The sequence below is a fragment of the Nonomuraea cypriaca genome (assembly GCF_015645445.1).
In the GTDB taxonomy this organism is placed as follows: domain Bacteria; phylum Actinomycetota; class Actinomycetes; order Streptosporangiales; family Streptosporangiaceae; genus Nonomuraea; species Nonomuraea cypriaca.
Map to the genome: position 1 here is coordinate 1 of NZ_JADOGI010000290.1, position 11,709 is coordinate 11,709.

Consider the following 11,709-nt stretch of genomic DNA (forward strand, 5'->3'; position numbering starts at 1 on the left):
GCGGTCGCGTTGTTGACGCCGTGCAACACGACGCCCGGCCAGATCGAACCCGACCAGCGGAACAGCAGGGCGGCGAGCACGCCGACGACGAACGCCACAGGCAGGACGGGGTTGATGCCGTGGGCGACAGCGAAGACCGCCGCGCTCGCCACGACCGCGAGCCAGGCGTGGTAGCGGGCGAACAGGGCGTTCGCGAGCACACCGCGGAAGAACGCCTCCTCGCCGAGCGGCGTGATGATCGCCCCCGCGACGAGCGCGAGGACGAGCGAGCACCAGCCGGCCGCGGCAGCGGCCTGGTAGCTCGTCTGCACGTTCTGCGTGTCGCCGCTCACGTGCATGTGGATGACCGCGACGATCGTGCCGAGAAGGTATGCGGCAAAGCCGAGCACCGCGGCGACGACGAAGTGGCGCGGCTTCGCACGGCGGATACCGAAGGCCGCGAGCCCGCGGATGCGGATGAGTACGGCAACCGCGAAGGCGAAGTGGCGCGGCTTCGCACGGCGGATACCGAAGGCCGCGAGCCCGCGGATGCGGATGAGTACGGCAACCGCGAAGGCGATGAGGCCCATAGCACCCGATACGACAAGCCCCACGACGCCGGCCGCGGCGGCGTTCTCGACGAGTGGCAGCAGGACAGCCACGAGGACCAAGGACACCACGTAAACGGCACCACCAGCCAGGACCTCGGGCCATTCTGGCGCCTTCGGCCAGGTGCGGCCCGTCGAGGTTTCGTCAGGCGTGTCGACGGCCATGGCCTCTCCTCTGTCGTTCCCGCGTTGGTTGTCCGACAGGAGAAACCATGTTGTCGGGACACGGTCAATCCTTCGCTCACATGGCGGGTTCGGCGTGAGCGCGTCAATGGCCCGCCTGGCGGGCCTCTGCGCCGGATCCCGGTCCGGGCCATCGACCTCGTACTGGCCGGCGATTCGCTGATCGCCGTCGTGTTTCGGGTGCCGTTCGACCGTGGCGGGACCGCCTGTCACCGCTGTGAGCTGACTCAGCCCCGGTGTGGAGACGCAGGAGTCGCGCGCCCGCTATGGCAGCCAGCTACGCAGTGCCGTGTCGGCGATGTCCTGGAGGTCGTCGTGACCGACGCCGCCGGCGGCCTGGACAGCGATGCCGAACGCCACCGTCATGATGTATCGGGCCAGTCGCCCTGCGTCGGCGTCGCGCGGGAGGTCGCCCTCGTCGACGGCGCGCTGGAAGCGCTCCTCAAGGCGTAGGCCCGCATCGTTCCGCCAGCCGACGAGCAGATCGTGCGCGGGCCGGCCTCCGTCGCTTGCCGCCAGCGCGCCCTGCACTGTCAGGCATCCAGGATGGCCTTCGGAAAGGGTCGTGGTCCGAACCGCTCCACGCAGGAGCGCCTCGGCCACCCTTCGCGCGGTCGGCTCCTCCAGGGCACGCGTCGCGTAGGAGGCCGGCCCCTCGATGTAGCGATCCAGTGCCCTGCGGAACAGCTGCTCCTTGCTGCCGAAAGCCGCGTACATGCTCGGCTTGGTGATCCCCATGGCCCTGGTCAGATCGGAGAGGGTCGCCCCCTCATATCCCCGCTCCCAGAACACCTGCATGGCGCGCTCCAGCGCCTCGTCGATGTCGAATTCCCTGGGTCGGCCCATGACACTACTCCGGGAATCACCCATGTCACAATTGTACTGCCCGGTAGTGATCGGTACTGAGATGCTGGTCATGCCATCGCCGCGACGTTCCCACTGGACCAGCGCCGCTCGCGCGCATGAAGAACTCGCCCGCAGACGCCACGTGCGAAAGATCGCCCTGCACCCGCAGGGAAGCTCACGCCCGCAGGGCCACTCGCGAGCACGAGGTCGTGCGCGTTCGGCGTCGGCTTCAGGTATGTACAGCGCGACCCGTAGCACTTCGGTACCGATCAGTACTGAAGTGCAACGGTCTTTCTCAGCGCCTGCGTCGACGAGATCGCGGCGACGTGTCTACTGGCCCTGATATGCCGGGCGGGCGAGATAACGATGCACTCTGTGAGCGCGGGAAGGAGACGACGTGGCCTGGAGTACACGCGAACTCGCGGAACTCGCCGGCACCACGGTAAACACCATTCGGCACTACCACCGGCTCGGCCTGCTCGACGAGCCCGAGCGCAGGTACAACGGATACAAACAATACGGGGTGCAGGATCTCGTGCGCCTTCTGCGCCTCCGACGGCTCGTCGAGCTCGGCATGCCGCTCGCGCAGATCGGAGAAGTCGGCGCAGGCGGGGACAGCACCCCGGATGCACTGCGACAGCTCGACACCGAACTCGCGGCACGCCCCTTGCTCGACCTCATTCACCGCACTCCAGCAGCCGTCAAGCTGCTGATATGGCCGTTCGACTTCGATGTCTCCCGCACCGATCACGTCGAGGTAGTGAAGCTGGCGTCCGGCGATGCACTTGAAGCGGTCGCCGGTGACGGCGCAGGCGGGACGTTCTTCCTGTGCGGGAACGCCGCCGGACAGCGGCCCGTACTGTATGCCGACTCCGAAGGGCAGGCCGGGCCGATCGGCCGCGATCTGCCCACTGCGATCCAGTTGATCGTGAGAGTCCCGTGTTGGAGGGATTGCCTCGCACGCGTCTCCGACGGCCTGGAGGCGATGCGATCGGTGGTCCCGGAATTGGAGCGAGAGTACGCCGACAACGGTATCGATCTTGACGTGTGCCGTACCTCGCTGGCCGGGCTGCTCACGCTGGATCTTCCGCCGATGGCGGATGTGCTGGCCCGCCTCCTGGAGACGGTGACGCTGCCCGGCTTTGTCCTGCTCACCGAATGGAGTGATGTCTATGAACCGATCGGCAGATGAGCCGCTGGGCTTCCCGGAGTCGGTGAATGCAACAGCCAGATGACGAGCGCTGGGCAAGGGACTTGCCGTGATGAGATAGAGATCATCATTTGTGATGATCGGCGCAGGAAACGCATGTGAGTCGTGCTGGTGGTAGCGGGTCTGCTGAGCGTCGCGATTCCCGGCGGCGCCGTTCACGCGGCCCCTGAATCGGGTTCTCTCGACTCCGTCGTCAGGGCAGTCAAACAGCAGTTCGCGAAGAAGAGCAGCGTGCGCTTCTCCGTCAAGCGACATGGCGGACCCCCAGCCACCTGGGACATGCAGGCCTCCGGCGCGTACCGCTTCAGAGCTTCAGGCGTGTACGCCGCCGACACCACGGAGATCTCCCAGGAGCCAAGGGGACAGGCCGGTCCCGGGGAATCAGCATCGGCCGGGAGTTCTACTCACAGGCCTACGTGCGTTCCAAGGACGGCAAGTACATCGGGAAGTCGCCGTCGACGGTGGGGAAATGGAGCTACGGGCGGAATCTGACCGGGGTCATCCGGGGAGAGGACCTGATCAACGGGATCAACCCAGGCTTCCTCAAGCTGGTCGCCTCTCACGGTGCGACCAGCGCTGACGACGGAACGTTCGAGGGAGTGAAGACGACCCTCCACAGCGGCACCGACAAGCTGGACGAGAGACAGTCCGGAATGTACTTCGGGACCCAGGAGGGGATGGCTCGTGGAGCGGGGCCGATCACCTGGAAACTCTGGGGGGCCCGGACAGCCTGCCGAGACGTTTCCACGCCATCATGAGGTTCACCCCGAAGTACGGTGGCGGTGAGGTCGAGACCATGACGATGAACATCCTCTGTCGAGGATGGGCAACCCCCGTCAAGATCACGGCCCCGCCCAAGCACCTCATCACCGACGACTGGTGATCGACGATCTCTTGTTCGGCCCTTGCCCGAGGTGTTCACGAGTGTGGTCGAGCAGCGTTGATGACGCCCGCGGAAAGATCGCTTCCCAAGGTGCTCTTGATCGTTTCTCAGCTGAGCATTCGGGGTTCAGCATGCTGCGTCGGGCATGTACTTCCACAGACGACCGGCGCAGTCCGAGAGAGCGCTCTGAAGCACCGAGTCTGATCCCTGTGGCCCTCAGCTGGGACGTCATTCCCCGCCATCGGCGCTCACAGCCAGTCGTGTTCACGCGCGTACCGCGCCGCTTCGTGCCGGGTCCGGGTCTGGGTCTTCTGCATCGCATTCGAGAGGTAGTTGCGCACCGTGCCCTCTGCCAGGTGGAGTCGGGTGGCGATGTCGGCGACCGAGTAGCCTTCACCGGTCGCTCGCAGCACGTCGATCTCGCGGTCGGTGAGCGGGCAGTCGTCAATGACGGCGAGTGCGGAGACGTCCGGGTCGATCCATCGCTTGCCCTCATGCAGAGTCGTGATGACCGAAACGATGTGCGCCGGTTCCGCGGACTTGCTGACGAAGCCCTGGACCCCGAGCTTCAGTGCCTTGCGCAGCACTCCGGGCCTGGCATGCCGGGTCAGCATGAGAATCACCTGCTCCGGCCGTGCACGGCGGATCTCCGCCACGGCAGCGAGTCCATCCATACCGGGCATCTCCAGATCGATGACAAGCACATCGGGCCGGTGTCGCAGCGTGGCCTGGACGGCCGCCTCACCCTCTTCCGCTTCGGCGAGCACGGTGATCTCGCCCTCAAGGGGAAGCAACGCCGCCAGCGCTTTGCGCAGGAGTACCTCGTCGTCGGCGAGCACCACGGTGGTCATCAGTCGTCCTTCCCCATCGTTAGAGGGCAGCGTCCGAACGACCGTGCGGGAATGCCGCAGCCGTCAGGAAATGCCCGTCTTTCTGCTCCACCGTCAGTTCGCCTCCGTTGCTCATCACTCGTTCCTTGAGCGTGGCGAGCCCCCGTAGTTCGGGAAGCGGAGCCTCCCGCGCGCCGTCGTTGACGATGGTGATGCCCGACTCCGACAGGGTGATACGTACCTGCTCGGCTTGCGCATGCCGCAGGATGTTGGTCGTCGTCTCCCGCAGGACCTGGCCGAGCAGCTCGCCCGCGGCCTCGAAGAGGTTCTTCGCGTTCTCCAGCTCCACAGACAGGTTGAGCCGCCGCTGCGCGTAGGCGAGCTGCTTGGTCTGGGTGATGGTGTCGCTGACCAGGGCATGCACCTCGCGCAGTTCCTGCTCCACTCGTTCGGCGTCGCTGTGCACCAGCCTCTGGGCCAGCGCGATCTTCAGCTTCACCACGTGCAGCGTATGGCCCTGGATATCGTGCAGATCACTGGCGAAACGCATGCGCTCGCGGATGACGGCCAGCTCCGCCTCGCGTTCTCGTGCCTCCTCCAGCTCCGCAACGAGGCCGTAGAACCTCTGGTTGGGGAACATGAGGCCGGTCAGCACCGCGGTGACGCCCGCGGGAACGATGACGTATCCGATCAGAACACCGGAGACATCTTCCTGTGTGACCAACAGCCTCGCCGCGCCTACCGCGGCGATGTAGACGATCAGCGCCAGGGCCGCCCAGCCTCGGTGGCGCGGCAGCTGGGGGACGGCGAGGGAGCCCACGATCAAAATGCCGTAGAACGCCGAGTTGCTGTCCACCACCAGAACTCCGAGGGCCCATACGGCCGCGGTGACGATCAGGCAGGGGAGCGCGACGCGGGAGATGTCGCGCGCCGCCCACTGTACGAAGGTCACCAGGGCCGCGACCACGCCCAGACCCAGGACGATGGCCTGCCACCAAGTCTCGGCGTCCCTCGCCACCAGCAGCGCCCCTACGGCGACGAGCAGCGGGAGGAACATGACGAGATTGAGTCTGCGCAGCCGTCCCCGCGTCCTCTCGGTGTGCTCGGACATCGTGTGTGACCTTGCCCGGGGCGGCCTCACCCGGCCGCGGAGCCGTCAGGCTGAGCGGCGGGACCAGCCAGAGCGCTCGCCACGATGAGGGTCGTGGCCGTCCACATCAGCCACTGGTCGTTCTCCGACCACGACTCCACGCCCTCAGGCATGAGACCGGTGCCGAGGTGGTGGAGGAATAACGCCGCGCAGACCACGAGGAAGACGGTCATGGTGACCGTCAGCGGAATGCGCGGGGCTTCGGTGTCCATGGGGGCTCTCCAGGATCGAACAGCGGGGTCTGCCCAGTATTCTTCCGGTTCCGCGGTGGCACCAGTGACGCTGCGTCATATGTTCACCCAAGAAATGTCATGGTGAGGTCATGACGTGGTCGCACTGCCCGGTGAGCGCGGCGGCTGCTGGAATCAACGGCATGTCCTCGACACCAGTCATCGACGTTGAACGTCTGAACCTCACCTACGGCGACTTCCACGCCGTGAAGGACCTGTCCTTCCAGGTGGAGCGCGGGGAACTCTACGCGCTGCTCGGCACGAACGGGGCGGGGAAGACCTCGACCCTGGAGGCCATCGAAGGCCACCGTACGGCCACCTCGGGCACCGTGCGGGTCTTCGGGAAGAGCCCGCGCGACCGGCAGGCCGTGCGGCCCAGGATGGGCATCATGCTGCAGGAGAGCGGATTCTCGCCGGACCTGACGGTGAGGGAGTCGGTCCGGCTGATCGGAAAACTCACGCGGCGCACCGACCGGGTCGAACGCGTGCTCGGCATCATCGACCTCACCCGCAAGGCCGGCACCAAGGTGTCCCAGCTCTCCGGCGGCGAGAAACGGCGCCTGGACTTCGCCACCGCCGTGTACGGAACGCCTGAGCTGATCTTCCTGGACGAGCCCACCACCGGTCTGGACATCCAGTCCCGAGACGATTTGTGGGACGTCGTGGACAAGCTGCGCGAAGACGGCTCCACCGTCGTTCTCACCACGCACTACCTGGAAGAGGCGCAGCAGCGCGCCGACCGCGTCGGTCTCATGCATAAGGGGGCCTTCCACCGGGAGGGGACCGTCGCCGAGCTGACGCAGATGCTGCCGGCCGCCATCCGCTTCTCCCTCGCAGCCCCCGCACCAGCGCTCCCGCTGCAGGTCACGCGCGAGAGTGACGGGAAGTTCCTCATCGAGACCTTCGGCCTGCAGAAGGACCTGCACACCTTGCTCCGCTGGGCGCAGGACCACGCGGTGGAACTGCGGGAACTCCAGGCCGGACCGACCCGGCTCGACGACGTCTTCCGTGCCCTCGGCAGCGACTAGACCACTTCCGGAACCCTTCCAAGGAAAAAGGACCTTCGCCATGCTCTCGATCGCTCTCAGCGAGCTGGTCCAGATCTTCCGGAACCGGTTGGTTCTGGTCACCAGTCTCATCATGCCCGCAGTGAGCAGCGCGTTCTTCATCTACCAGCACGAAGTCTTCGCGGCTCTGGGCAGCCTCGGATACATCGCGGCGATAGTGATGTTCAGCGCCGGGGCGTTCGGGCTCTACACCACCGCGGTCACCACCCTGGCCTCACGCCGGCAGAACCTCTTCCTCAAGCGGCTGCGCTCCACCGCGGCGAGCGACACCGCCATCCTCTCCGGGCTGCTCCTCCCGATCACCGTCATCTCGCTGGTCCAGGTGGCCGTGATCATGACCGCGCTGGCCGTGGTCACCGGCGAGCCGGACAACGTCCTCCTCCTGGCGGCGGCCGTCGTCTCGATGGTGATCATGATGCTCGGCCTGGGACTGGCCACGGCGGGACTGACGAACTCCCCCGAACACGCCCAGGTGACCACGCTGCCCATCAGCCTCGGCACCATCGCCGTGGCCAGCTGGGTGGGGATCGCAGGCACCGAGGAGCTCACCCTGCTCAAACGGCTGCTCCCGGGCGGCTCGGCCACCGAACTGGTCCTCAACGCCTGGAACGGCGGCGCCTCTCTCGCGGACTCCCTGATTCTCCTGGTGCCCACACTGGGCTGGGTCATTGTCGCCGTCGCGCTGGCTTCCCGGATCTTCCGCTGGGAACCCCGCCCAGCCTGACGTCCTGAAACGCATCGGCCACGCACTAACGGCGCGTGGCGTCCGGCGCCCCTTACCGGCCGGCACGCGCCGGACGCCACGCCTGGCCCGGCGACACCCATCGAGACCAGAGAACAAGGAGTTCACCACCATGTCGACTGACCATGCCGACCACTCGCGGCAGCCGGTCCCGGCCGGCACCACTTTTCCGGCGCGCCCGGGCTGGCCCGAGATCGTGGTCGGCCTACTCGCGATGGTGGCCGCCGGGGCCGTGGTTCCGTTCTTCGGCCCGCTGGAGCTGGAGTTGGACGCGGTGGTGTACGGGCTGACCCTGGCCGCCTGGTCGGGCATCATCGGCCTCGTCGGCTTCGCCGCGGCCGCGCTGATCCGCATCCGCTCCTGGGGCGCCTTCAGCGTGCGCCGCACCACCTGGCGCTGGATGGGCATCGGCGCGGCCGCAGGCGTGATCGCTCTCGTGCTCAAGGGCGTGGTGAACTATGCCGTCATCACCCTGACCGGGTTCGACGCCAATCCTCAAAGCCCGTACTACGACGCGGCCGGCGGCGGCGTGCTGCCCCTGATCCTGACCTTCGCCTTCCTGTCCGTCCTCACCCCCATCGGCGAAGAGTTCCTCTTCCGCGGTGTCGTCACCAACGCCCTGCTGCGCTACGGGCCCGTCGTCGGCGTCCTGTCCAGCTCGATGATCTTCGCCCTCTTCCACGGCATCAACATCGTCTTGCCCTCGGCGCTCGTGGTCGGCATCATCGCCGCCGAGGCGATGCGCCGCAGCGGGTCGATCTGGCCCGCGGTGGCCGTCCACGTCGTCAACAACATGGCCCTGCCGCTGTTCGTACTGATCACCGGAAACACCGGGCCCGGCTGACCGTCATGCCGAAGACCATGATCACGTGCCTTTAGCACTACTTTTCGTTCCGATGTTCCTCAGTCACGAAGCCGGCACACTTCCCATCGAAAGACAGGACCGATGACTCAGCAGCCTGAACAACCCTTCGTCGGCGGCAAGGCCGAGACGTCCGGCGAGGCGAAGAAGCTCGGGGTCCCGACCCTGGCGGAGGATCTTCTGCTCCTGCTGTTCCAGCCGAATTCCGGCCTCCGGTCGGGCACCGGGACCATCGCCGGTGAGAACACGCTCTTCTACACCCTCGCGGGAGCGGTGCTCGCAGATCTCGGGCTCGGCCATCATGTCCGAACCGACACCGGCTGGGGCGGGACGACGCGGGTGGAAGCCGTCGAGGATCACCCGCCGTCGGATGACACCCTCCGCTCCGCATGGGACTACCTCTGTGAGAAGCCCAGGGGCGTCCAGACGGTGCTCGCGGCGATCGGACCGACACTGCGTAGCCCGCTGCTTGACAGGCTCGTCGAACGCGGCGACATCCGCCGCGGAATCCGCAAGGCGCTCGGCCTGTTCGACACGACGGTCCTCGAGGACGGCGGAAGCGGGCGCCGGTCCCGGCTCCTTGGGGACGTCCGCGACGTGCTCGTCGAGGGCGCGGAACCGCAGCCCCGGGTCGCCGCGCTCGCGGCACTGCTCTCGGGAAGCGGGACGCTTCCCCAATTCGACCCTGAGATTCCCTGGACCTCCCCCGTGATCACCCGCGCCAAGGAGCTCGAGCAAGGCAACTGGGGAGCCGGAGCCGCCGCCGAAGCGGTCGCGCGCACCGTCACCGCGACCATCGTCAACAACGTCATCATCGCGGCGGCCGTGCTTCCGCAGAACTAAAGGAACGACCTACGTCGGTTCTCACAGATCGTCCAAGGACGACATCCAGACCGATGGACCCGCCGCCGAGAACCACCCAAAGCCTCGACACGGCGCACCGGCAAGTTCAACAGGGACGGGAATTCGAATGAGCAGCTACGCAGTAACAGGTTCGGCATCGGGGATCGGCGCCGCGGTGACCGGGCGACTCCGTGCCGCCGGACACTCCGTGATCGAGGTGGATCTGCACGACGCCGACATCCTCGCCGACCTCGGGACACCGGAAGGCCGCTCGGCAGCGGGCGCCGGAGTGCTCGAGCGGTCCGGCGGCGTACTCGACGGCGCGGTCCTCGCCGCCGGGATCGGCCCCTCACCCGGTCCCGACCGCCCACGGAAGATCGCGCAGATCAATCAGCTGGGCACGGTCGAGCTGCTGACCGCCCTGCGGCCGGCGCTCGCGGCGAGCGGCGATGCCCGGGCCGTGGTGTTCGGCAGCAACTCGGCGAGCGTCACCCCCGGGGTGCCCCGACGGGTGATCCGCGCCCTGCGCGCCGGTGAGATCGACCGAGCGGTGCGAACGCTGCGACTGTTCGGGCCGGTCGCCCCGAACATCGCCTACGCCGCATCGAAGATCGCGGTGACCGACTGGGCACGCCGAGCGGCCGTAACTCCGGCGTGGGCCGGTGCCGGAATCCGGCTCAACGTGCTCTCCCCCGGACCGGTGCAGACCCCCTTGCTCGACGAGGAACTCGCGAACCCGGCCGCGGCCAGAGCGTTCCGCGCATTCCCCATCCCGATCGGTGGAGTGGGTGACCCCGGACACCTCGCCGACTGGGTAATGACGATGCTCTCACCCGCGGCCGCGTTCCTGTGTGGCAGCGTCATCGTCGTCGACGGCGGCTCCGAGGCGTGGCTCCGCGCCGGCGAGTGGCCACGGCCCGTCGCCCTCCGGCAGGTACCCCGCTATCTGTTGCGCTATCGAGCCTTCTCCCGGTCCTCGTCCACCCGATCACCCTGAACCACCGAGCGGGCTTCTTTGCACGGTCCTTCCAGAAATAGAAGCCCTCGGCATGGGCATTCACGGCGAACTGCGAGAACATGCGGCCGGCCAGCAGGGCCATCAGGTCCCGACCAGGTTCGGCCTCCACCCAGATGGTGCCCCGTGCGGAACCTGTACCGCGTCAAAATGCAGTCGCAGCGGCTCTGAGCTGTGGTTTGACTGAGTTCACGAGCGCAGAGAAGATCATGTTTTGTGCCTGTTCGCCTGCTCTATCTCATCACGGTCCGGGTGTTTGGCTGGCTGATGTTGCTTGGCCGCAGCCAGGCGTCGAAGAACGCGGAAATCATGGTGCTGCGTCACGAAGTGGCAGTGCTACGGCGCCAGGTCGGACGCCCCAAGCCAGACTGGGCCGATCGAGCCGTTCTCGCCGCCCTGGCCCGATCATTGCCGGCGGTCCTGCGCGCTCATCGATTGGTCACCCCCGCGACCTTGCTGGCATGGCATTGTCGTCTGCTGCGACGGGCCTGGACCTACCCGCATCGGCCCGGGCGTCCAGCAACGAGTCAGCAGCTTCGGGACTTGATCATTCGCCTCGCGCGGGAGAATCCCACGTGGGGCCATCGACGGGTGCACGGGGAGTTGGTGCGGCTCGGCTACCAGGTCAGCGAGGCGACCGTACGGCGCATCCTGCGCTCCCACCGCTTCGCTCCGGCGCCCCGTCATCTCGACACCTCCTGGCGCGCCTTTCTGCGTTTGCAGGCCAAGGGACTCCTGGCCTGTGATTTCTTCCATGTAGACACGATCTTTCTGAAGCGCCTGTACGTGTTGTTCATGATGGAGGTCGGCAGGCGCCGCGTGCACATCTTGGGCATGACGTCTCATCCGACCGGTGCGTGGACCGCTCAGCAGGCCCGTAATCTCCTGATCGACCTTGGCGAGCGAATAGAGTCGTTTCGCTTCCTCATCCGCGATCGAGATGCCAAGTTCACCGCCGTGTTCGATGAGGTCTTCGCGGTCGTGAGCGTCACGGTGATGAAGACACCACCACAGACACCGAGGGCGAACTGCTATGCCGAACGCTGGATCCGGACGGTGCGCGCCGAGTGCACCGACCGCATGCTGATCTACGGTGAACGTCATCTGCGCGCGGTTCTGGACGAATACATCGATCAGCGAGGTAGGCCGTCAGGCGAGGTGTCAGCGTGCTGGTCCTTTTCCCGACGGCCCCCTCCCGAACCCGCCGTGCCCGCTTTCCGGGCAACGGGCTCTCCGGTGACTACTGCGTGATCGTCGATGC

Annotated in this window: 14 protein-coding genes; 9 read left to right on the forward strand and 5 right to left on the reverse strand. The window is 66.6% G+C overall.

All coding sequences use genetic code 11. From position 1 onward, the window contains the following. A partial coding sequence (locus ITP53_RS49080) for a CPBP family intramembrane glutamic endopeptidase (RefSeq protein ID WP_195902363.1) occupies window positions 1-752 on the reverse strand: 752 nt, incomplete at its 3' end. A gap of 282 nt (window positions 753-1,034) precedes the next feature. After that, window positions 1,035-1,640, reverse strand: a complete 606-nt coding sequence (locus ITP53_RS49085; RefSeq protein ID WP_195902364.1) for a TetR/AcrR family transcriptional regulator — start codon at window positions 1,638-1,640, stop codon at window positions 1,035-1,037. A 373-nt stretch (window positions 1,641-2,013) separates the two neighbouring features. Between ITP53_RS49085 and ITP53_RS56615 the strand changes: the two genes are divergently transcribed. The 3 genes from ITP53_RS56615 (at window position 2,014) to ITP53_RS59850 (ending at window position 3,709) form a co-directional block, all read left to right on the forward strand. Next, window positions 2,014-2,808 (forward strand): helix-turn-helix domain-containing protein, encoded by a 795-nt coding sequence (locus tag ITP53_RS56615; RefSeq protein WP_328818295.1) that lies wholly within the window; start codon window positions 2,014-2,016, stop codon window positions 2,806-2,808. 434 nt (window positions 2,809-3,242) lie between these two features. Beyond that, entirely contained in the window at window positions 3,243-3,584 is a 342-nt protein-coding gene (locus ITP53_RS49095; RefSeq protein WP_195902365.1) for a hypothetical protein, read from the forward strand. Continuing rightward, entirely contained in the window at window positions 3,581-3,709 is a 129-nt protein-coding gene (locus tag ITP53_RS59850; protein ID WP_268961451.1) for a hypothetical protein, read from the forward strand. The genes ITP53_RS49095 and ITP53_RS59850 overlap by 4 nt, the downstream gene beginning before the upstream one ends. 248 nt (window positions 3,710-3,957) lie before the next feature. On the opposite strand, the gene ITP53_RS49100 is transcribed toward ITP53_RS59850, so the two are convergent. The 3 genes from ITP53_RS49100 to ITP53_RS49110 are packed head-to-tail and all read right to left on the reverse strand — an operon-like array spanning window position 3,958 to window position 5,901. Then, window positions 3,958-4,560: a response regulator transcription factor gene (locus ITP53_RS49100; protein WP_195902366.1), complete on the reverse strand. Its 603-nt coding sequence runs from the start codon at window positions 4,558-4,560 to the stop codon at window positions 3,958-3,960. A 19-nt stretch (window positions 4,561-4,579) separates the two neighbouring features. Continuing rightward, window positions 4,580-5,650 (reverse strand): sensor histidine kinase, encoded by a 1,071-nt coding sequence (locus tag ITP53_RS49105; RefSeq protein WP_195902367.1) that lies wholly within the window; start codon window positions 5,648-5,650, stop codon window positions 4,580-4,582. A 26-nt stretch (window positions 5,651-5,676) separates the two neighbouring features. After that, window positions 5,677-5,901, reverse strand: a complete 225-nt coding sequence (locus ITP53_RS49110; RefSeq protein ID WP_195902368.1) for a hypothetical protein — start codon at window positions 5,899-5,901, stop codon at window positions 5,677-5,679. Window positions 5,902-6,062: 161 nt separating this feature from the next. On the opposite strand from ITP53_RS49110, the gene ITP53_RS49115 reads away from it, so the two are divergent. The 6 genes from ITP53_RS49115 (at window position 6,063) to ITP53_RS49140 (ending at window position 11,699) form a co-directional block, all read left to right on the forward strand. Continuing rightward, window positions 6,063-6,947: an ABC transporter ATP-binding protein gene (locus ITP53_RS49115; protein ID WP_195902374.1), complete on the forward strand. Its 885-nt coding sequence runs from the start codon at window positions 6,063-6,065 to the stop codon at window positions 6,945-6,947. 40 nt (window positions 6,948-6,987) lie between these two features. Further along, window positions 6,988-7,710: an ABC transporter permease gene (locus ITP53_RS49120; RefSeq protein ID WP_195902369.1), complete on the forward strand. Its 723-nt coding sequence runs from the start codon at window positions 6,988-6,990 to the stop codon at window positions 7,708-7,710. Between the two features lie 130 nt (window positions 7,711-7,840). Then, the gene (locus ITP53_RS49125; protein WP_195902370.1) at window positions 7,841-8,572 is read left to right on the forward strand and encodes a CPBP family intramembrane glutamic endopeptidase; all 732 of its coding nucleotides are present in this window, start codon (window positions 7,841-7,843) and stop codon (window positions 8,570-8,572) included. 102 nt (window positions 8,573-8,674) lie between these two features. Further along, entirely contained in the window at window positions 8,675-9,433 is a 759-nt protein-coding gene (locus ITP53_RS49130) for a GOLPH3/VPS74 family protein (protein WP_195902371.1), read from the forward strand. 127 nt (window positions 9,434-9,560) lie between these two features. Beyond that, complete coding sequence (locus ITP53_RS49135) at window positions 9,561-10,430, forward strand: SDR family oxidoreductase (protein ID WP_195902372.1); 870 nt, start codon at window positions 9,561-9,563, stop codon at window positions 10,428-10,430. A gap of 234 nt (window positions 10,431-10,664) precedes the next feature. Then, entirely contained in the window at window positions 10,665-11,699 is a 1,035-nt protein-coding gene (locus tag ITP53_RS49140) for a helix-turn-helix domain-containing protein (RefSeq protein WP_195902373.1), read from the forward strand. The last annotated feature ends 10 nt before the right edge of the window (window positions 11,700-11,709 follow it).